This is a genomic window from Acinetobacter piscicola, assembly GCF_015218165.1.
Lineage (GTDB): Bacteria > Pseudomonadota > Gammaproteobacteria > Pseudomonadales > Moraxellaceae > Acinetobacter > Acinetobacter piscicola_A.
Window position 1 is genome coordinate 2,229,796 of the sequence record NZ_CP048659.1, and the last position, 20,665, is coordinate 2,250,460.

The window sequence follows — 20,665 nt, forward strand, 5'->3', positions numbered from 1 at the left end:
GTTGAATGATCAGTCTATGATCAGTGGCTTTGTTCACGCCATCGCTGAGTTGACGCCATCATTTTTCGAGTGAATAACCAATGCACCAACTTAACAGCACATGATGTAAGTAAAATCAAAATACTCATCGCAACCGCTGCCACGGTATCACCCGCATCATCCATATTCAGCACCGCCACTGAAGCCAAGTTGGTATCAGGCGAGTACAGAAAAATTGCTGCGGAAACAGTGGTCATAGCATTGACAAATAAATACACCGATACATCACATAAAGCAGGAAAAGTAAGTGGTAAATACACTTTATGAAACATTTTCCAATGTGAAGTCCCCAAGCTTTTTGCAGCATGATCAAGCTGTGTCGGAATTTGTTTAATGGCATTACTCAAAGTCAAATGTGGCACAGTGTAATAATGAATAATGGTTGAAATCACCAATAACATCATGCTGCCATATAGCCATGACAATGGGTTTTCAGGTGTATTAAAAAATAAGATATAGGCAATTCCGAGTACCAAACCAGGTACAGCCAAAGGCAATAGCACCAATATTTGTACATAATTTTTTAACATCGGATGACTTTTAAAACGCTCCGTAAACAGAGCAATGATGAAGATTAAAATCGTCCCGACTACAGTGCTTAACAATGCCAATTTAATCGAATTAAAATAACTCGCCCAACCACCGCCATCAACATAATCAAAACGGTAATGACTGAGTGTTAAAGACAAATCATATGGCCAATAGCGAATAAAAGATGCCAAAACTGCGGTCACAATAATCAGTACAATGCCGCCAGAAATCAAACTACAAAACACCATTAAAGCTTTTTCAAGTGTAGGATGACTGTGCATACGATAAGGTTGGATTTGAAAATTTTGATAACGTTCTTGACGGCGACTTTGGTAACGATCAAAAATAAATGCCAACACCGCAGGACATAACAATAAAATTGAAATCACTGCGCCCATATTCATATTTTGTTGACCAATGATCTGTTTATAAACATCCAAAGCCATCATATTAAATGAGCCACCAATGACTTTAGGAATACCAAAATCGGTAATGACATAAGTAAATGCCACCAAACAGGCACTGACCAAACCATAACGGATCGCAGGTAAAGTCACTGCCCTATGCGTTTGCCACGTATTTTTGCCTAAAGAATGCGATGCCTCAATTAAACGCTGATCAATATTACGAAATGCGCCCATCATTAACATGACCATGGCTGGAAATAACCAAAAGCAATAGCTGATTAAAATACCAAGCGGACCATAAATTTCGACATCACCTAAAATACCTTTCAAAACACCTTGTTGCCCAAATAAATACACCAATGCCAAAGAGGGTAAAATAGAGGGTGCAAGGATCGGTAAAAATGCCACGGTTTTAAAAAAAGCTTTGCCGCGAATATTACAATTGGTCAGTGCAAAAGCATAAACACTTGCCAAGCTGACTGCGATCAACATCGCCGTCAAGGACACCCATATTGAATTAAAAATGGATGACATTAAGGCAGGATTGGCAAAATATTGAATAAAATTTTCTAAGCCGACAAATTGTCGTTGTTCATTTAAAAATGCGCTTTGCATCAGCATGAATAACGGTGCAATTAAACTTAAAGTCAATAAAATAACAGCAACCGCCAGCACCAGACTTGAACGCAAAGAATAACGAGAACGCTGTGCTGTCTGACTTTTTAACAAAGCGTCTGCCGCAGATTGATTTAACATCTTGCATGCCCTCGTGAATCAAACACATGTAAAGCATGCATAGGCACATATAAATACATATCATCTGCGATCGCTGCCATGTGCTGATGATCAATATCGACCTGAATGACAGTCGCTTTTTCTTGTAAATTTTGGTTTTTTAACTCACAAAATAAACGACGCTTTGCCCCTAAAAACTCCATATTTAATATACGAATGGGCAATTTTAAACCTGTCGCTTGCTGCTGCAAATCAGTAAGATCGTGCTGTGTAAATAACGTTATATTTTCAGGTCGAAATGCAATTTCAAAATGTTCACCTTGAGCACATGTTAAATGTGGAAACTCCAGTACATCTTGCGCTGCAATTTTTAAACAATGTGCATCTACTGCTACCGCCTGCATAAAATTCATACTGCCAATAAACTGCGCCACGAAACGCGTTTGTGGTTTGTAATAAATATTATGTGGTGTATCCAGTTGTTCAATCACACCTTTATTCATCACTGCGACACGGTCAGAAATACTCAAAGCTTCCTCTTGATCATGCGTAACCATAATGGCAGGTAGATTCAACCACCGTTGAATATTTCGAATTTTTTGACGTAAGTTTAAACGTACCAAGGCATCCAAAGCAGACAAAGGCTCATCCAACAATAACAAATCAGGTTTTGGTGCAATCGCGCGTGCTAAAGCAACACGCTGTTGCTGCCCACCTGACAATTGATTGGGATACTTCTCAGCAATGTTTGGTAACTCAATCAAATCGAGCATTTCAGTGATCCTTGCCTGAATTTGCGGTTTAGACCATTGTTTTTTATGCAAACCAAATGCAATATTTTCCGTGACTGTTAAGTTTGGAAATAACGCATAATTTTGAAAAACAATACCACATTTACGTTTTGCCGTATTAAAATGAGTAATATCAATCTTTTGCTTAATGACTTTTCCATAATCAGGCTGTTCTAGCCCCGCAATAATGCGTAATAATGTGGTTTTCCCACAGCCCGAAGGTCCTAAAAAACTAACAAATTCACCTGCTTTTAAATCTAAATTAATATGTTCTAAAACTCTGGTTTTCCCAAAAGATTTTTGAATATCAACCGCTTCAAGCACTGTTTTTGATTCTGTCATTTTAAATGTTCTAAGCGTTGCAAGCAGATGTCCTGCTGTGTTTGGCATAACATGCCCTGTTTGACTCTTTTGTAAATGCGATGGGATTTGCATATTGCACCTAAGACTGAAGACCTTATTTTGTATCAATGGTTCAATTACTTTTCAAATTGTGCTGACCATTGTTTTAGAATGGATTCACGTTGCTCAGCTGCCCAATAAAAATCATTTTTCACCAACTGCTGAGCAAGATTTTTAGGGAAATCTTGGTTTTGACTGTGCACATTTTGATGTGCAACCATGGAGAAATTTTGTGCATAGGCTTCATTTGCTGCTTGGCTCACTGTCCAATCCATAAATTTTTCTGCACTGCTACGGTTTTTCGTCCCTTTCACAATCGCTGAAGCTTCCATTTCCCAACCTAAACCCTCCTTTGGATAGACAATTTCTAAGGGTGCTCCACGAGATTTGAGTTTAAAACCGGGATAGCCAAACGAAATACCGATGACCGTTTCACCTTGTGCAGCCATCTTGCAAGGCTTAGAGCCTGAATGTACATATTGGGAAATATTTTTATCGAGCGCTTGCATATAGTGCCACGCTTGTTTTTCACCGAAAATTTGCATCCATGCAGTTACATCTAAATAACCTGTCCCACTTGATGCAGGATTTGGCATGACGATTAAACCTTTATAGATCGGTTTGGTTAAATCTTGCCATGTATATGGAATCGGTAATTTTTTCTTGGCAAGCTCAACGGTATTGACACATACTGCCGACTCCCAAGCTGTCATTCCTGTCCATGTTGGAATCTCTTTTTGGCTATAAAAATCTGTTTTTAATTGTTCGACATTTTTAGGGCGATAAGGCTGTAATAAGTCATTTTTTTCCATAACCAATAAACTGGTCAATGCCAAACCCATGACCACATCAGCTTGTGGATTTTTTTGTTCAGCTAATAATTTAGCCGTAATAACACCTGTAGAATCGCGCACCCATTTTACTTTTAATTCGGGATGTGCCTTGCGTAATTCCCATTGATAACGCTTAAGCTGATCCGCTTCCACTGCGGTATAAACGGTAATTTGCTCAACCTCATTTGAGCTTGATGAGGTAGTACAAGCAACCGACAAACACGCTGCTGTAAGACTCATCGTTAAGCTAAAAAAGTTTTTTTGATGCTGTTTGAAATACTGAATCATGTGACATTCCTAACGAATGCTGCTTCTTGATAATACGTATTTCAACAAAAGTTTATGACAGTTTAATTAATCTGGTTTAAACCAGATTAATTATTTTATATATTATTCTGATGCTTCAAAATGCAAATCAAGCACATCATGTAACCAATATTCTTGATCGACATCCGTAATTACACCATTTTGATCACAATTGGTACGGCAAATATATAAGCCCATACTGCCGACATTGACATGCAAAGCTTTTGCTTGCTGCTCTGAAAATGCGGTTGGATATAGGTTAATATGCGCACGTGTTAATTGACGCTGATAATGTTCAGCCATCAAGATGGTGATTGAATCTTCTAATGATTGTGTTAAAAAATCAGGAAATAAACGCGCATTTACACGCAAATGCTCAACAACAACAGGACGACCATTGATACTACGTCGACGCCAAATGGAATAGATCTCATCACCAACTGCGATATCCAAATGGGTTGCATCCCACTGTGTTGCTGGTAATAACTCTGCTGAAATCAACTCAGTACTTGGTATGCCGCCTTGCTCTGTCACATATTGGTTAAAACTTTTAGTCGATTGTGGACGATAAATAATTCGTGGTGCACGTACAAACCAACCACGGCGGTCTAAACGATAAATTAAACCATCCATTTCTAAAGCTAAAAGTGCTTCCCGAACTGCAACACGTGTCGTTACAAACTGTTCAGAAAGCGCACGCTCAGAAGTGAGTTTAGTATTAGCAGTTAATTGCCCAGACTCAATTTCATGGGCAATTGCATCTCGAATGGCAATGTACTTAGGAATACGTGCAGCAGTGTTTTCACGAACAGACATAAACATTTATTTTTTGAAAATTTCTTCTAATATACTCAAATATCATGTCCAAGCGATGAAATTCTCAAAATATTTATTTTAGATTTTAAGGCTATAGTGAATATAAAAATTAATACATTCCCATCGTGAGATCATCACGTTTAAAACTTTGATTAAATACATCTACAATCCGTTGTAGTTGCAATTCATCTTGCGTTGGCACCACCAACCAATACGGATTTTCTCGAAAAATAACCAGTAATGACAATTGTTTTTGCTCAGCAAAAAGTTTGATTTGATCAAATAAGATTGCTTCAACTTTTTGTTGCTGTACTTCAATATCATCTGCATCATCATCTTCGTCTTCATATTCAAATGACTCAAAAAAGATATCAATCTCATTTTCAATCGCTTGATTTAAAGCTTCTGCATCCACTTGTTTTTGTTGAAATACAGTACTTTCATTAATACCATTGTCCTCATATTCTTTGATTTCAACATATTGAATAAACGAATGATCTTGATTGAGCCAATCTCTAAACGTAGTAAATTCAGTTAGATCATCGGGTAAATCTTGCTGTTTTAATTCAGGAAAAATCTCTTGAAAAATTTCATAAATATTTTGAGTCATATTTTTAAGCTTCAGTTTGTTATAAAAATGAAAGATGATTTAAACAAAATTATTTCTTAAATACCATTATTTTTTGTAAAATACTCATTTTAATACAGTTTATATTAGGTTGAACGGCTACAGACATAACGCTCGTAATGTTCAATCAGAATATTGTGATCTTTAAATTGCTGATTGAATGACTTACAAAATTTTTCTATTTTAGCTTCATCATTCGGTACCAATAACCAATAATAAGCTTCGGCATACACCAATAAAAGTTGGTAATCAATCTGTTCTGCGACCGTGAGAACTTCCTCTAACACAATATCTAAAATTTGTTCATTTACATCATAATAGCGCCCAATCACCGCTTTATGCTGTTCAAAATACGCTAAAATTGGATCTGCTTTGGCTGCAATGTTGTCTTTTAATACAGTTAAATCGATCTGAAAATCTTGTAAAACAGCAGATTGTTCCATTTCATTTTCAAACAAACAATCAGGCTGCATTTTCATCATATACAATAGCGTGGCAAAATTTTCCTCTTTGATCCATTGTAGAAAATCAGAAAAATTTTTCCGATATTTTTTCTTGGGAATCTCAGCATTTTTAAGTAATGGAAACCAATGTTGTAGAATTTTATAAATTTTTTTATCATCCATGGCAAAAACTCTAGTCTTTTTCGTGCTTGAATTTTATGACAAATGCATTTAACTCTGATGACATGATGTCGATTTTAAGCCGCAAAGCGTTGTTTTTCTGTAGCCACATGAATGCTATTTAAAAAATAGAAATAAAAATATAATATTGAATTTAATCATCTTTTTCATTTAAAAACAATTAAATTACTGTTTTTTAAAGTTTAAATCCTGAATTCATTGGCTCAATCTCGCTTTAACGATAAAATAGCCCGAGAAAATACCAGATCAACACTTTTAAGCATGCAAATTGATTGATCTATAAGCGTAAGGATAAATTCATTATGGCACTATTTGCAGTCATTGGTTTAGGGAGTTTTGGCGGCACAGTAGCGCTAGAATTGACCCACTTAAATCACGATGTGATTGGGATTGATACCCTAAAAAAGAATGTCGAAAATATCGCAGATCAAATCAGTCACGCCGTGATTGCTGATGCGACCGATGAACATGTCCTCGAAGAACTCAATATTCAAAATTGTGATGCTGTTGTCGTTGCCATTGGTGATGATATTGAAGCCAGTATTTTATGTGTTCTTCATTTAAAAAATTTAGGCATTCACCAAATCTTGGTCAAAGCCAAATCCAAAGCACACCACATGATTTTATCGCATTTGGGTGTAGATCAAATTATTCATCCTGAAGAAGACATGGGAATCCGTGTTGCACAGTCATTAAGTTATCCGATGGTACGCCGTTATATGGCACTTAATAATGAGCGTTATATTGTCAAAATTGAAATTGCATCCAATTTACAAGGTGCACAATTCCAAACATTAATGGATGATAGCAATAATGAAATTCATACCTTGTTATTGCAACGTGGCTCGCATGTACTCTATCAGATTGCACCAGGTACCATTTTACAAGAAAAAGATATTTTGATTGTTGAAGGTCCTGTGGAACAATTACGACAACTTTCTAATCGCTTCTTATAGAATGAATTATGCGTTTATCTAAAAAAGAATTGATCAATAAAAAGCATAATCGCATTAATCTCAGTCCGCCGAGTTTATTAGCCTTAGGTTTTTTAAGTTTCATTATCATTGGTACTTTGTTGCTGAAGCTTCCTTTTGCGCATCACGGGGAACTTTCTTGGATTAATGCCTTATTTACTGCAACGTCAGCCGTCACGATTACAGGTTTGTCAGTGGTCAATATTGGTGAGTCCTTCACGACTTTTGGCAAAGTGGTGGTTATGTTGCTGATCCAATGTGGTGGTTTAGGCTTTATGACCTTTGCTATTTTGGCTGCACTCAGTTTGTCCTCACGTGTTGGTCTTAAACAACAAGTGATGGCACAAGAAATCATTGGGCAAACCAGCCTATCTAAAGCCACAACGACCATCAAAGGCGTACTGATTTATTCTTTGTTTTTTGAAGCCATTGGAACGATTATTTTAACCATTGCATGGTCAAATCACTACGATATTGAACATGCCTTTTTCTACGCCCTGTTTTATAGTATTTCCGCCTTTAATAATGGTGGATTTTCCTTATTCCCCAATAGTTTAATGAGTTTCTCTGATCAGTATATGGTCACGTTCACCATTAGTATGTTGTATATGATTGGTGGGATTGGTTTTGTCGTATTAATGGATATTCGACGTGCTCAAAAATGGAAAAAACTCTCTGCCAACAGTAAGCTAGTGCTCTCCACCATTGCAGGATTAAACTTATTTGCTTTTGTAACGATTTGGTTAATTGAAGCATCCAACCCTCTAACGCTTGCCCCTATGTCGATAGGAGATCAAGCCTTAAATGCATGGTTCCACGCAACTGTACCTCGTTCTTCAGGCTTTAACAGTCTCGAAGTTGGCAACATGAGTAATGCATCCACCTTAGTGACCATGGTACTCATGTTTATTGGTGGAGGCTCTTTAAGTACCGCAGGCGGTATTAAGGTGGGCACATTTATTATTATGATTTTAAGTGTGGTGACTTTCTTAAAGCGTTCAGATGAAATTAGGGTGTTTGGACATTCCATTTCACATCAAGCGACATTTAAAGCACTTGCCGTAATTGCCATCAATTCCTTATTGATTCTGATCGGTTTCTTTACCCTTTTGCTGCTTGAACCGAATAAAAAGTTCTTAGATTTATTATTTGAAGCCGTATCTGCGGCATGTACTGTCGGTTTATCTCGTGGTATTACAGAAGACTTACATACAGGTAGTTTAATTACATTAATGCTGCTGATGTTTGCAGGGCGATTAGGGCCTTTAACCTTGGCATATTTAATTGCAACACCCAATAAAAGCCGTGTTAGCCATCCTAATGCTGAAATTCAGGTGGGTTAAAATATCAACTTTTGTTCTTAATCAATAAAAAACCGCTCAATTTTGAACGGTTTTCTTTATGCTGTATCTTTTAATACGCATTCATCAATGAAACACCTAAACCAACATAAGTTGCACGATGATTATAATCAATCAAGCTTTCACCATAACCATCAAACAGTTGGAAATGTCCACGTAATTTGCCTTTAATTGGAAATGCCCAATCAAACTGTGCTGCACCATGTGAATCATCACCACCTTTGAGCGAATGACGCAACATCAAAGAAAACTCATTGTCTTTCCAGCGATAAAATGCAGTGACATCACCACGTCCAACATAGTCTTCAATATCAGCATTATTATCATCTTTGGCATCTTCATCTAAACGATACCAAGGACGAATCATCAAAGCAAAGTTATCTTTTTCAAAACCAAGATTCATGATCACTCGGTTCCAACTACGCGACAATGGATCTGAGCGCCCGTTAGATTGGTGATTTAATGTCAGTCCCAATAAACGTCCATTGAGTCCCAACACTTCATAATTGGTTCTAAAAATTAAGCTCGCTTCAGGCTCATAATTGGTTTCACGAAATGGACGCGACTCGTCTTCATTATAAACTTGCCAACGTGATGACTGAGTATAGCCTACCCATAAATCACCATTATCACCGATTATATTTTCAACCGCTTTGGTTTTTAACGAGATTTGGAATTTCGCTTCGGTTGATTTTAAATCTTGTGCTTCTTCCACGGTATTCTGTGGATTTGGACTGTGTGGAAATTCATTTTTATTACTTGTCCAATAAGCAGGTAATAAATACACAGGTTGGTGTGCACGAATGTTCCATGTTCCGAGTTTACTGTCTGGCGAAAGTTCCCAACGCTTATCTAAAAGTGAGGTATTCGGATCAATCTTTGCCCCATGTACTGAGAATAAATTTTCTACTTTATCTTCAATTTTAGCTTTGATGCCTTGTGGCTCAGCTTTTGGTGCTTCTAATTCTTTTGCAGCGCGTTGTTCCGAAACAATGATAGGAACTGGCTCAGATGTCCCCACTTTAAAAAGTGCATCATAACATGCCAAACGATCTGCATTTGATTCTAAAGCCACACAGGCTTGTGTGCTTGCAGGATTAACAGATGCTGTATCCTCAGCATGTGTCGCTGTCACCCAACCAAAACTGAGCATCATTAAGATGCTCAGATTCAATGGTGTGCGTTCAAAATTTTTGAACGACATAGTCTTCTCCAAAAAGGGTTTTAATTGACTTTTTTGATTTCAAAACCTAACTGTTCTAAAGCCTCTTTTTTGGCGAATGGTGCAACCACTGCTTTTGTTGGCTTTTGACCGATTAAGTAAGTTTGTGCAACACGTTTTAAATCTTCCAAGCTCACTTTCAGTAAACGTTCACGCATTTGACGTCTAAATGCAGGTGTACGTCCATGCAATAACGCATAACAAGCCGTAATTGCTTCACCCGCAGGTGAACCTGGTTTATCCATACTTGAAACTAAACCTAAAATGGCCTCTTCCAGCTGATGTGGTTTTTGTTCTTCATTCATCAACCAGTTTAAACTTGCTTCAAAGTCGGCAAATGTTTCTGCTAAGCGAGGGTCACGATAGCTATAGAAACGGAATGCACAGGCATTGCCATCATAGCTTGCTCCACCACCATAGGCACCGCCTTTCTCACGAATCGCACTATGCAAGAAACCATTGCGTAAGTATGCTGCCAAAATCATGAGTGGCGCAGCATCAGGATGTGACACTTCTACTGCTTGATAAGCCGAGGCGCAGAATTGTACATTGGCTTGAATCAGCCAAGCTTCATCTGCATCACTGGATGAACGCTCAACTTCTGTCAATAAAACAGGGGTCTGATCTACATCTAATTTATCCCAAACATTTTGAATTTCTTCAAGTAAACGTTCAGAATGATGTTCTTCACACACCAACAAAAATTGTTTTGGCGCCAACATTAAACCGCGATGAATTGCTTTTAACTCATCAATTAAAGCATCAAACTCAGCTGCATCATTTTCGATTTTAGTCACAAGTTCAGCTAACCAATTTAATGCCCCTAAACCTGTATTTTGGTAATCACGCTGTGCCAAAGCACTGCTGTTACGAGAGGCAATTTGCATCGCATAACTATGACCTGAACCTGACAAACGAGATGCCCAACGGGTTTTACGTTGCTGCAATAGCTCTAAAATACGGTCTTTTTCATCGAAACGTAATTGCTCAAATGCCAACTTTAATAAGCCAATTGCATCAAGTTTGTCGGATAAAGACTTAGTGGTTAATGTCAACCAAGCCGTAATTTTGCCTTTATCATCAGTTTTTGAACGTAAAGATGCCCCCATACCTAAGCCGCCACTAACTGCTGTTTGCAGTTGTTGTAACTCAAGATAATCATATTGGCCTGCACCCACTTCACCCATCAAAATCGACAGTAAATTAAAATATGGTGACTTCACAATTTGATCAGGAATTTGAATCAACACTTGTTGATAGTAAATACCATTAGTTCCTGCATGGTACAGATTTAAAGGTGTATCCACCTGATTTGAAATGATTTCACGCAATTGACCTTGTACGATGGTCAAGTCTGCAGGAATATCTTCTAACCCGACTTTTGGCAATAAATTTAAATCATCAGGTGTTTCTTGACGGATTTTTAACGCTTCAGTTTGTGCAATAATTTCTGCTTTTTCAGCTTCTGTTAATGCTGCACCGATTTTCGCTAAACGTGCCTTTTCATCTGCTGCTTCTTGTGCTGATTTATGTGCATCAGGCACTAAAGTCAGTTGTACACGATGTGGGTTGTCCAAAAGATAAGTTTGAATCAAGTTTGACAACCACATTGGGTCTTTAAGCTCTTCTTTTACTTCAGCAATGGCGGTATCGACATCCCAAACATGCACGGGGTCATTATGGTGAATCGCACTGCCTAAACCATTTAAAATCAAAGACAAACCATACGGTGTACCATCGCCATTGATTTCACGTTGATGCAATTCGATTTGATGTAAAATTGCTTCAACAATCTCAGGATCGGCAGGTTTAGACGCAGCCTGTTGTAAAATATTCAACACACCATTTTTAAATTCTTCCGCATGTTCAGGGTTTGAACCTTGTACCGCACAGTAGAATGTCATTTCAAAATTAGAATCATCCACCCCCATAAACGGACCTGTAGACTGTGCATAACCACACGTTTCTAAATAATGACGTAGTGGTGAAGCCGAATTTTCTAGCAAAACTCCTTCAACTAAACGCATACCTAAACGCACTTTGATGTTGCTTGCCTCAGGTAATAACCAAGACAAAACATGATAGGTTTTATCTTTTAAATCATCACCATCAAGTGCATAAGTCTCTTGTACGGCAATCGGTGCAGTCAAACGTTGTTCAGGTTTTGAATATAAAGTCTCACCTTTTTCAAATTTTGATAAGGCTAAAGTTTCAAATTGCGCTTGTAAATCATAAGCAGTTTGATTACCAAAGGTCATAAAGACCGCATTACTTGGATGATAGTGAGATTTATAGAAACTTACCAATTCATCATAAGTTAGGTCAGGAATATCTTTTGGGTCACCGCCTGAGTTGTAGTGATAAGTCGTTTTGGGAAATAAATGATGAGCCAATTGGTGATAAAGCTGATCTGAAGGAGAACTCATAGCCCCTTTCATTTCATTAAAAACCACGCCTTTATACACAGGTTCGCCATTTTCCAGCTCAATGCGAATGCCTTCTTGGGCAAAATCTAATGGATTCAAATTCGCTGCAAATGCTGCATCCATATACACTTCTAAAAGGTTTTGGAAGTCCTTTTTATTTTGTGTTGCAAATGGATAAGCTGTCCAATCCGCTGCGGTAAACGCATTCATGAACGTATTCAGTGAACGGCGAATCATCAAGAAAAATGGATCACGTACAGGGAATTTTTCAGACCCACATAATGCAGTATGCTCTAAAATATGCGCTTCGCCTTTAGAGTCCATTGGCTGTGTACGGAAGGCAACTAAGAATACATTCTCATCATGTTCAGTTGCCAGATGAAAATGTACAGCACCTGTCACTTTATGCTTATATTCTGAAACTAAAATATCTAAAGCTTCAACATGGTGTTGACGTACCAACTGAAACGCAGGATGAACAGGTTGGGCTAAGGTTTCAGTGACATCTACAGTCATGTGATCTCCTAAAATTTAAAAAAATATTACATTTAATATGGCATTATACATTCAGAATTCAATCTAATTCATCTATTAAAGATGATGCCATTACAAAAATCCCTAGTTCTATGCTCGGAATTGTAAATGTAATTATTTTTCAGGTTATTGATCACACTTTTAAAATGACTGCTTTTAGCAAACTAACAGGTCAGATCAGCACATTTACAAAGTCTTATGGCTTTAAATTGAACCGAATATACAAATACCTCATATAAATGTTTTAAACCACAAACGTAAAGCCTAATTACTTAGGCTAAATAAACGTCATTATGTACTTTTAAAAATCAGATTAGGATTGCTGTATTTGAGTCTGATTGAGTTTTTTTGATAGAAAAATACAGACTAAAATCGCAATTAACAGCACCGTAGATGCAGCGAAACGACTTAAATCCAAACCACCATGATCTAATGGTTTATCTAAGAAATCGCCAACAACTGCACCTAAAGGACGTGTAAGTACAAAGGCTGCCCAAAACAATAAAGTTCGAGAGACTTTGGTGCAAAAATATAAAGCCACGATCACGGCCAATAAAGCCACGTATAAGAAAATACCACCTGTATATCCTAATCCTGCTGTATCTGATGACCAATCACCCAAAGCTGTACCTAAAGTCTGTGAAAAGGTAATGGTCAACCAATAAAACAATTCTGTACGAGGATGATCAATCGAATGCGGAGAAATTGTCCCTTCAACTTTGTACCAACTATATAATGAAATTAGCACCAAACTTAGTAATAATGTACTTCCTCCCAAATAACCAATGCCCAACGAACGGTCAACAAAGTCCGCTAAAGTCGTCCCCACTGTCGTACTGGCAATAATGGTAAACCAATACAAATATGGCTGATAAGTTTTAGCCTTGACTTGAAAAAATACAAAAGCAATGAAAATAAATGCAAAAATAAAAGTACTGACCAAGTAGCCCAAATTCATGGACATCGACACAGCATCACCTGCTGTTTCACCAAATGTTGTGGCAAATATTTTAGTGATCCAAAACAGCAAAGTAACTTGAGGAACTTTTGAAATAAGTTCGGATTTGAGATTTTCCATGACAGTATGCTAAATATCGAAGAAAGTCTCATCATTCGCTGAACAACTTAATCTGAGCTTAAGATTTTCAAAGTACAAATATTTTTTTATTTTTAACCTAATACACTCATCAAGACTTTATCCATTAAAAATCGCCCTCAATCCCACCCCTCTCCCTGAGCCGTATCATGCTTGTTGTCAATTTTCTACACATAAAATATCGATCATTTGCACTTGATCACGATTTACAGCAACATCTAATTACATGATTTCATGCTCAAACCATTGTGTTGGTAAAATACGCATTGGCTTTAATTGTGAACTTTGATTTATTTTTTGAGTTGTAGTTTAAATGTAAAATTTAAGTTTTTAGATTTAACTGCTTACTTCACAAATGAATAAACCATCTGAACAATGCTGATTGAGCTGAATTTTCTTCAACAAACTATGGTAAAACTGAGCATTCGTGTAAACTTTAGCTTTTTAAAACCCTAGATGTGATGAATAACATGGCTACAGTTGATCTTTTTGCAATTGGTAATGCACTCATTGACCAAGAATTTACAGTATCTGATACATTTTTAGCTGAACAAAATTTGCAAAAAGGCACCATGCAACTCACCGATGGTGAAACCCAAACTCAACTTTATAATAATTTAAAAGCCAGTCAAGTTTATAAAGGCCAAGCTTCAGGTGGTTCTGCTGCCAATACGACTGTGGCATTTAGTGCCTTAGGTGCTTCTGCATTTTATGCATGCCGTGTAGGAAATGATGAACTCGGTGCAATTTATTTAAATGGTTTAAATGAAGCAGGTATTCAAACCTCAGAAAAGTCTATCAGCGAAGGCATAACAGGAACCTGTATGGTTTTAGTGAGCGAAGACTCTGAACGCACCATGCATACGTATTTGGGTATTACAGCTGAATTGTCAGATGTACAAATGGATTTTGAACCCTTAAAAACAGCAAAATGGCTGTATATTGAAGGTTATTTATCAACAAGTGACTCTGCACGTGCAGCAGTCAAAATTGCTCGACAAATTGCGCGTGAAAATGGTGTTAAAATCGCACTCACATTATCTGACCCTGCAATGGTGCAATATGCACGTACAGGCTTAGACGAATTAATTGATGATGGTGTCGACCTCATTTTCTGTAATGAACAAGAAGCCATGATGTATACCGAAACTGATTCAGTTGAAGCAGCCTTGGCAAAATTGAAATTACTTAGCCATGACGTTGTCATTACACTCAGTGAAAAAGGTGCGCTTGTTGCTAATCAAGAACAACATTTCCATATTCAAGGACGTAAAGTGGTGGCAGTAGATGCGAACGGTGCAGGTGATGCTTTCGCAGGTTCATTCTTATATGCGCTCAATGCGGGTGAATCTTTACAAACAGCTGCACAATTGGCAATTTTAATCTCAAGTGAAGTGGTTTCTCAGTTTGGTCCTCGTTTAGCAGTTGCAGATTATGCAAACTTGCTTGCAAGCTTTAAAAAGGAATGTGCATAAAATGTCTGAAAAAATTGCCATGATGGAAGAAATTCCAGAACGTGAAGCACGTGCATTTGACACCATGACAGGTGATACGATTTTCATTACTCAGCGTGATGGTGCATTCTATGCCTATCAAAATGTTTGCCCTCACCTACAAACTGAGCTTGAGTTTTTAGAAAATCAGTTTTTAGATCGTGATGGTGAATACATTGAATGTTCAACACATGGTGCTTTATTTAATGTTGAAACAGGCGAATGTATTTCTGGCCCTTGTTTGGGCGATACGCTTGAAAAAGTGAATATCAAAGTACATTCTGACGGTGGCATTTACATCGTAGAAGAATAATTGATTCGCAGGGACCGCCATGTTTGCATTTTTTTTAGAATATGACTTAATGCCTTTTCATTTAAGTGTACTCGCTTTAATTTTGCTAAGCATGGCGGAAACGATTGGTTATTATGTAGGCTTAAGACCCAGCACTTTTCTGAAACGTATTTTGCCACATTGGCTGTCCCGTGCCCCACTACTACAGGTAAAGTTTGCTAAAGTTCTGATTTTTGTATTTTTATTGATTAATTTCAGCTTTGCAGGCTATTTTTTACAACTGTGTATTTTTGCTAGTCAACAACAGTTTTTCCCTTGGTATTATGTCATTTTACCTGCCTCAGTCATCGCCATTTTCTTTACGGTGTTTATGATTCACTGTTTAGATCAGGTGATCAAGCCCAAGTTCAGTTCAACAACCGTCAATTTGTTAGGTCGTTTAGCAACCGTATCGAGTGGCAATGCTCGCCCTGGTTTTTCAGCACAAGCGCGTGTCCGTGACGAATTTGGTCAACTGCACTATGTACAAGTTGAACCTGAATTTGGTGAATTAGAGTTTCAGTCGCAAATTATTTTGATCCGTTTTCGTAAATCACATTACATTGCCAAAAAAATCTCAGTCTCTAATGATTTATTTAGCTTAGAATAATTTTCAATCAACACAGCGCTTCAGTATCCATTGCTCTAAAAAATCTTAAGTTAAATTTAAATTTTCCCAGAAAAATTTAAATCTTGTCTTTGGCAAACCCGTTAGAGGATTTAATCCTGGTGATGTTGTACTCAATTTTTTAGAAACCAACAATCAATGAATTTAATATAACAATCTTTATAAGATCAATTATCATTATTTATTTAATTACACTTAATTTTCAAATTATCCCAGTGTAAATTAATCGACTTAAATTTAAATCCATACCATTTTAGTTTGATTTAAAATGGCTTTGTTGCACAAAGATTTGAAATGCAAAGCGCCCCTAATTGAGCCAAATTTAAGGCGTAACTTGGGTAAGTGGTCGACCTAATTCCGTAAATCTGTTGAGGACTGCTACACGTGCATGAATCTCATTCACCTGACTAGGAAAGCTTCTTGCCATTAATTTATCGCCTAATAATTTGATGCAATGCATCTTGGTTTCCACCAAACTGCGGCGATGATAGCCTGACCATTTTTTCCATAGTGTCCTGCCTAAACGTTTAACTGTTCGAAGTAATTCATTTCGCGCTAGCGAGCTACTCTTTGTATCTTTCCATGGTTTCGCATTTTTTCTAGGTGGAATCACTGCATGCGCTTGCCGATCTGCAATGACCTGACGGCATTGCTTGGTGTCATAAGCTCCATCGGTATAAACAGAGTCAATCTGCTCATCTTGTGGAATTTGATCGAGTAAATCACCAAGCACTTGTGAATCACTCACATTATTTGTAGTGAGTTGAATAGCGCGTATTTGAAGGGTTTTAGCATCTATACCAATATGAAGTTTACGCCATTGGCGACGATATTCAGGTCCATGTTTCTTGCGTTTCCATTCGCCCTCACCTAGAAACTTCATGCCTGTAGAGTCTATGAGTAGATGCAGCCCATCGCTACTTTTTTGGTAGCTGATTGCAATATCAATATGCTTTTGTCTTCTACAAAGCGTACTGTAATCTGGTGCGGTCCAATTTAATCCACAAAGTTTAATCAGACTTTGCACAAAGCCAGTGACCATACGTAAAGATAGACGGAATAAGGATTTAATCATTAAGCAGCATTGGATAGCTGCGTCGGAGTAGGTTTGATTTCGCCCTTGTTTGCCTTTTGATGGAGCATACCATTGCGTAGCAGGATCAAACCAAATGGCAATATTTCCGCGACTCATGAGTGCTCGGTTATATGCGGGCCAATTGGTTGTACGGTAGATTTTGTGTGTAGGCTTCTTCATTTGAAAATTATATCGCTGAAAAAGCCTTTACAGATAGGTTTGTGCAACAAAGCCGTTTGATTTAAAATATGAATTTAGACTATTTTAGTCTACTTTATTTTTTAATTCTAAGTATTTTAATCAACTTTATTTTTTAGTTTATTTTTTAATTAATTAAAATACAAACCATTGTTTATATTGAAAATAATAATATATTTTTATTTTAATTATTTTATCTATTTATTTTCTGTTGTGTTTTGTTTAATAATATAAACAGAGTTTAAAAATAGGCTTTGTTATGAGCTTTAAACGCACTGATATAAATCGTCGTCTAGTCAGAGAAATTACGATCATTTTAATAATTAAGGTCATTCTTTTACTTATCATCAAACATATTTGGTTTGATGCTCCGACGATTCCTAAAGATTTTGATAACCAAGTTGCTGAGCGTATTGCTGGCAGTCCTTCCCAAACTAAGGAGACACGTTGATGATTTCTGAAAGCGTGGTCGATCTTTCGCGGTTCCAATTTGCAATGACCGCGTTGTATCACTTTATTTTTGTGCCTTTAACTCTAGGTTTAGCTTTTATTCTTGCCATTATGGAAACCACATACGTGATTTCTGGTAAAGAAATTTATAAAGACATGACTAAATTCTGGGGAAAACTCTTTGGTATTAACTTTGCCTTAGGTGTAACTACAGGCTTAACCATGGAGTTTCAATTCGGTACAAACTGGGCGTATTACTCACATTATGTGGGCGATATTTTCGGTGCGCCGCTTGCTATTGAAGGATTAATGGCATTCTTTTTGGAATCAACTTTTATTGGTTTGTTCTTTTTTGGCTGGGATCGCCTCTCTAAAGTTCAACATTTAGCCGTGACATGGCTCGTCGCCCTAGGCTCCAACATGTCGGCATTGTGGATTTTAGTCGCTAATGGATGGATGCAAAACCCTGTCGGGGCTGCATTTAACTATGAAACTATGCGTATGGAACTTGTAGACTTCGGTGCGTTGATTTTCAACCCGGTTGCCCAAGTCAAATTTGTTCATACGGTTTCTTCTGGTTATGTGACTGGTGCAATTTTCGTTTTAGCTATTTCAAGTTTTTACTTGCTGAAAAAACGTGACATGCCTTTTGCACGCCGTTCTTTTGCCATTGCTGCCATCTTCGGTTTAGCATCGACATTGTCTGTGATCTTACTGGGTGACGAGTCTGGTTATGAGTTGGGTGATGTTCAAAAAACTAAACTTGCAGCCATTGAAGCTGAATGGGATACCCATCCTGCGCCTGCACCATTTACTTTGTTTGGTATTCCAAACCAAGAAGAACAGCGTACTGATTATGCTATCCGTATTCCATATGTGATGGGGATCATTGCGACACGTTCTTTAGACAAAGAAGTGATGGGCATTAAAGATTTGATGGTTCAACATGAAGCACGTATCCGTAACGGTATGGTGGCATATAGTGAACTTGAAAAATTACGTGCGGGTGATCGCTCTCCTGAGTTGTTGGCATCATTTGAACAAAATCAAAAAGACTTAGGTTACGGCTTACTTCTTAAAAAATACACACCCACTGTTGTAGATGCGTCTGAAGATCATATTAAAGCAGCAACAAAAGATACGATTCCAAATGTCACTGCATTGTTCTTCTCATTCCGTGCGATGGTCGCTTCTGGTTTCTTAATGTTATTACTGTTCATTCTGGCAACATATGCAGTGGCTAAACGTAATGCAGAAAATAAACCGTGGTTGCTTAAATTTGCACTGTATGCATTGCCTTTACCCTGGATCGCAACTCAAACAGGTTGGTATGTGGCTGAAGGTGGTCGTCAACCATGGACCATTGGTGAAGTATTACCAACACATTTATCAGCATCTAGCTTAAGTACAGGTGACGTTTGGGGTTCAATCATTGCACTTGCAGCGTTCTATACTGTTCTTCTCATCATCGAAATGTACTTAATGATCAAATTTGCGCGCTTAGGACCAAGTTCTTTGCATACAGGTAAATATCATTTTGAAAAATTAGAAGCTCAAAACCAAGCTGTTGGGGAGGCTCAATCATGATCGAATATGAATTACTGAAAATCATTTGGTGGGTGCTTGTTGGTGTTCTACTGATTGGCTTTGCCCTCACCGATGGTTTCGACATGGGTTCTATGGCCATCATGCCATTTGTAGGCAAAACAGATGACGAACGTCGTGCGGCAATCAATACGATTGCCCCACACTGGGACGGCAACCAAGTCTGGTTCATTACCGCAGGTGGTGCCTTATTCGCTGCATGGCCGATGGTTTATGCAACTGCCTTTTCAGGTATGTATTGGGCATTATTACTCGTACTGTTTGCCCTGTTCTTACGACCAGTAGGCTTTGACTACCGTTCTAAACTTGAAAATACCCAATGGCGTACATCTTGGGATTGGGGTTTAGCCATCGGTGGTGCTGTTCCTGCACTGGTATTTGGTGTTGCATTTGGTAATATGTTCCTAGGCGTACCGTTCACTTTAGATGAAACTGTACGTTCAACTTACACAGGTAGCTTCTTTGCACTCTTAAACCCATTTGCTTTAATTTGTGGTTTAGTCAGCCTTTCTATGCTGAATGCCCACGGCGGTGCGTGGCTTATGCTCCGTACAGATGGTGCATTACGCCAACGTTCTGCGAAAGCAACACAATTAATGGGTATCGTATTCCTCGTATGTTTCTTAGGTGCGGGGGCATGGTTATACTTTGGTAATATCGAAGGTTATACACTTGCTCAACCTTTTGATACCAATGGCGTTGCTAATCCTTTGGCTAAAGAAGTCATTACCAACAACAACCACGGTTGGATGAATAATTATTCAACTTATCCAATTACCATGATTGCACCGATTATGGCAATTTTGGGTAGCTTAATCGTGATTGCCTCAGCGGCTAAAGGCAAAGCAGGCTTGAGTTTCACAGGTACTTCACTCATGATTGTGGGTGCAATCCTCACTGCTGGTTTTGCATTGTTCCCATTCCTTATGCCATCAAGCATCAACCCAGTTGCAAGCTTGACCATGTGGGATGCTGTTTCAAGTAAAAATACTTTAACTGTCATGACTGTTGCTGCATGTATCTTTGTACCGATCATTTTGTGTTATACCACTTGGTGTTATTACAAAATGTGGGGTGTGATCACCAACAAACATGTACAAGAAAATTCACACAGTCTTTACTAAGTTAAAGTCGAAGGAG

The 20,665-nt window shown here is 37.9% G+C and carries 18 protein-coding genes; 8 read left to right on the top strand and 10 right to left on the bottom strand.

Going from position 1 to position 20,665, the window contains the following annotated elements; genetic code table 11:
* Nucleotides 1-20: 20 nt before the first annotated feature.
* The 6 genes from G0028_RS10895 to G0028_RS10920 all read right to left on the bottom strand — a co-directional run bounded on the left by G0028_RS10895 (nucleotide 21) and on the right by G0028_RS10920 (nucleotide 6,114).
* Nucleotides 21-1,733, bottom strand: coding sequence for a putative 2-aminoethylphosphonate ABC transporter permease subunit (locus G0028_RS10895; protein ID WP_180046134.1), 1,713 nt, complete (start codon nucleotides 1,731-1,733; stop codon nucleotides 21-23).
* Nucleotides 1,727-2,938, bottom strand: a complete 1,212-nt coding sequence (locus G0028_RS10900) for an ABC transporter ATP-binding protein (protein ID WP_180046132.1) — start codon at nucleotides 2,936-2,938, stop codon at nucleotides 1,727-1,729. The genes G0028_RS10895 and G0028_RS10900 overlap by 7 nt, the downstream gene beginning before the upstream one ends.
* Before the next feature lie 44 nt (nucleotides 2,939-2,982).
* Nucleotides 2,983-3,978, bottom strand: a complete 996-nt coding sequence (locus G0028_RS10905) for a putative 2-aminoethylphosphonate ABC transporter substrate-binding protein (RefSeq protein ID WP_373687888.1) — start codon at nucleotides 3,976-3,978, stop codon at nucleotides 2,983-2,985.
* A 150-nt stretch (nucleotides 3,979-4,128) separates the two neighbouring features.
* The gene (locus tag G0028_RS10910) at nucleotides 4,129-4,866 is read right to left on the bottom strand and encodes a UTRA domain-containing protein (RefSeq protein WP_373687887.1); all 738 of its coding nucleotides are present in this window, start codon (nucleotides 4,864-4,866) and stop codon (nucleotides 4,129-4,131) included.
* A 103-nt stretch (nucleotides 4,867-4,969) separates the two neighbouring features.
* Nucleotides 4,970-5,470 carry a hypothetical protein gene (locus G0028_RS10915; protein ID WP_180046126.1) on the bottom strand — a complete coding sequence of 167 codons (501 nt, stop codon included), beginning with the start codon at nucleotides 5,468-5,470 and terminating at the stop codon, nucleotides 4,970-4,972.
* A 104-nt stretch (nucleotides 5,471-5,574) separates the two neighbouring features.
* Entirely contained in the window at nucleotides 5,575-6,114 is a 540-nt protein-coding gene (locus G0028_RS10920; protein WP_130073315.1) for a hypothetical protein, read from the bottom strand.
* 320 nt (nucleotides 6,115-6,434) lie between these two features.
* Here G0028_RS10920 and G0028_RS10925 point away from each other — a divergent pair, with 320 nt between their 5' ends.
* The gene (locus G0028_RS10925; protein ID WP_130073314.1) at nucleotides 6,435-7,088 is read left to right on the top strand and encodes a potassium channel family protein; all 654 of its coding nucleotides are present in this window, start codon (nucleotides 6,435-6,437) and stop codon (nucleotides 7,086-7,088) included.
* Between the two features lie 8 nt (nucleotides 7,089-7,096).
* Nucleotides 7,097-8,449: a TrkH family potassium uptake protein gene (locus tag G0028_RS10930; RefSeq protein ID WP_180046124.1), complete on the top strand. Its 1,353-nt coding sequence runs from the start codon at nucleotides 7,097-7,099 to the stop codon at nucleotides 8,447-8,449.
* Between the two features lie 70 nt (nucleotides 8,450-8,519).
* Here the strand turns inward: G0028_RS10930 and G0028_RS10935 are convergent, their stop codons facing one another.
* From G0028_RS10935 to G0028_RS10945, 3 genes are all read right to left on the bottom strand, one after another.
* Nucleotides 8,520-9,671 carry a phospholipase A gene (locus G0028_RS10935; protein WP_180046122.1) on the bottom strand — a complete coding sequence of 384 codons (1,152 nt, stop codon included), beginning with the start codon at nucleotides 9,669-9,671 and terminating at the stop codon, nucleotides 8,520-8,522.
* A gap of 20 nt (nucleotides 9,672-9,691) precedes the next feature.
* Entirely contained in the window at nucleotides 9,692-12,631 is a 2,940-nt protein-coding gene (locus tag G0028_RS10940) for an insulinase family protein (protein WP_174492485.1), read from the bottom strand.
* Nucleotides 12,632-12,962: 331 nt separating this feature from the next.
* Nucleotides 12,963-13,727, bottom strand: coding sequence for a hypothetical protein (locus G0028_RS10945; RefSeq protein ID WP_180046120.1), 765 nt, complete (start codon nucleotides 13,725-13,727; stop codon nucleotides 12,963-12,965).
* 488 nt (nucleotides 13,728-14,215) lie between these two features.
* On the opposite strand from G0028_RS10945, the gene G0028_RS10950 reads away from it, so the two are divergent.
* From G0028_RS10950 to G0028_RS10960, 3 genes are read left to right on the top strand one after another with little or no spacing between them, the layout of a single operon-like run.
* Nucleotides 14,216-15,220, top strand: coding sequence for an adenosine kinase (locus tag G0028_RS10950; protein ID WP_180046118.1), 1,005 nt, complete (start codon nucleotides 14,216-14,218; stop codon nucleotides 15,218-15,220).
* A 19-nt stretch (nucleotides 15,221-15,239) separates the two neighbouring features.
* Nucleotides 15,240-15,551, top strand: a complete 312-nt coding sequence (locus tag G0028_RS10955) for a Rieske (2Fe-2S) protein (protein ID WP_130073348.1) — start codon at nucleotides 15,240-15,242, stop codon at nucleotides 15,549-15,551.
* A 19-nt stretch (nucleotides 15,552-15,570) separates the two neighbouring features.
* Nucleotides 15,571-16,179, top strand: coding sequence for an OB-fold-containig protein (locus G0028_RS10960; protein ID WP_130073308.1), 609 nt, complete (start codon nucleotides 15,571-15,573; stop codon nucleotides 16,177-16,179).
* Between the two features lie 340 nt (nucleotides 16,180-16,519).
* On the opposite strand, the gene G0028_RS10965 is transcribed toward G0028_RS10960, so the two are convergent.
* On the bottom strand, nucleotides 16,520-17,452 hold the full coding sequence (locus tag G0028_RS10965; protein ID WP_174894013.1) for an IS5-like element IS17 family transposase: 933 nt from the start codon (nucleotides 17,450-17,452) through the stop codon (nucleotides 16,520-16,522).
* A gap of 277 nt (nucleotides 17,453-17,729) precedes the next feature.
* Here G0028_RS10965 and cydP point away from each other — a divergent pair, with 277 nt between their 5' ends.
* Genes cydP through cydB form a run of 3 tightly spaced genes read left to right on the top strand, consistent with a single transcriptional unit; the run spans nucleotide 17,730 to nucleotide 20,649 of the window.
* Nucleotides 17,730-17,921, top strand: coding sequence for a cytochrome oxidase putative small subunit CydP (gene cydP / locus G0028_RS10970; protein ID WP_174492480.1), 192 nt, complete (start codon nucleotides 17,730-17,732; stop codon nucleotides 17,919-17,921).
* Nucleotides 17,921-19,507 carry a cytochrome ubiquinol oxidase subunit I gene (locus tag G0028_RS10975; protein WP_180045934.1) on the top strand — a complete coding sequence of 529 codons (1,587 nt, stop codon included), beginning with the start codon at nucleotides 17,921-17,923 and terminating at the stop codon, nucleotides 19,505-19,507. Before cydP ends, G0028_RS10975 begins: the two co-directional genes overlap by 1 nt.
* On the top strand, nucleotides 19,504-20,649 hold the full coding sequence (cydB, locus tag G0028_RS10980; RefSeq protein WP_130073305.1) for a cytochrome d ubiquinol oxidase subunit II: 1,146 nt from the start codon (nucleotides 19,504-19,506) through the stop codon (nucleotides 20,647-20,649). The genes G0028_RS10975 and cydB overlap by 4 nt, the downstream gene beginning before the upstream one ends.
* Nucleotides 20,650-20,665 lie beyond the last annotated feature (16 nt).

Excerpts from the sequence above, each read along its gene's own strand:
- G0028_RS10895 (WP_180046134.1), bottom strand. The coding sequence starts at position 1,733 with ATGTTAAATCAATCTGCGGCAGACGCTTTGTTAAAAAGTCAGACAGCA.
- G0028_RS10900 (WP_180046132.1), bottom strand. The coding sequence starts at position 2,938 with ATGCAAATCCCATCGCATTTACAAAAGAGTCAAACAGGGCATGTTATG.
- G0028_RS10905 (WP_373687888.1), bottom strand. The coding sequence starts at position 3,978 with ATGAGTCTTACAGCAGCGTGTTTGTCGGTTGCTTGTACTACCTCATCA.
- G0028_RS10910 (WP_373687887.1), bottom strand. The coding sequence starts at position 4,866 with ATGTTTATGTCTGTTCGTGAAAACACTGCTGCACGTATTCCTAAGTAC.
- G0028_RS10915 (WP_180046126.1), bottom strand. The coding sequence starts at position 5,470 with ATGACTCAAAATATTTATGAAATTTTTCAAGAGATTTTTCCTGAATTA.
- G0028_RS10920 (WP_130073315.1), bottom strand. The coding sequence starts at position 6,114 with ATGGATGATAAAAAAATTTATAAAATTCTACAACATTGGTTTCCATTA.
- G0028_RS10925 (WP_130073314.1), top strand. The coding sequence starts at position 6,435 with ATGGCACTATTTGCAGTCATTGGTTTAGGGAGTTTTGGCGGCACAGTA.
- G0028_RS10930 (WP_180046124.1), top strand. The coding sequence starts at position 7,097 with ATGCGTTTATCTAAAAAAGAATTGATCAATAAAAAGCATAATCGCATT.
- G0028_RS10935 (WP_180046122.1), bottom strand. The coding sequence starts at position 9,671 with ATGTCGTTCAAAAATTTTGAACGCACACCATTGAATCTGAGCATCTTA.
- G0028_RS10940 (WP_174492485.1), bottom strand. The coding sequence starts at position 12,631 with ATGACTGTAGATGTCACTGAAACCTTAGCCCAACCTGTTCATCCTGCG.
- G0028_RS10945 (WP_180046120.1), bottom strand. The coding sequence starts at position 13,727 with ATGGAAAATCTCAAATCCGAACTTATTTCAAAAGTTCCTCAAGTTACT.
- G0028_RS10950 (WP_180046118.1), top strand. The coding sequence starts at position 14,216 with ATGGCTACAGTTGATCTTTTTGCAATTGGTAATGCACTCATTGACCAA.
- G0028_RS10955 (WP_130073348.1), top strand. The coding sequence starts at position 15,240 with ATGATGGAAGAAATTCCAGAACGTGAAGCACGTGCATTTGACACCATG.
- G0028_RS10960 (WP_130073308.1), top strand. The coding sequence starts at position 15,571 with ATGTTTGCATTTTTTTTAGAATATGACTTAATGCCTTTTCATTTAAGT.
- G0028_RS10965 (WP_174894013.1), bottom strand. The coding sequence starts at position 17,452 with ATGAAGAAGCCTACACACAAAATCTACCGTACAACCAATTGGCCCGCA.
- cydP (WP_174492480.1), top strand. The coding sequence starts at position 17,730 with ATGAGCTTTAAACGCACTGATATAAATCGTCGTCTAGTCAGAGAAATT.
- G0028_RS10975 (WP_180045934.1), top strand. The coding sequence starts at position 17,921 with ATGATTTCTGAAAGCGTGGTCGATCTTTCGCGGTTCCAATTTGCAATG.
- cydB (WP_130073305.1), top strand. The coding sequence starts at position 19,504 with ATGATCGAATATGAATTACTGAAAATCATTTGGTGGGTGCTTGTTGGT.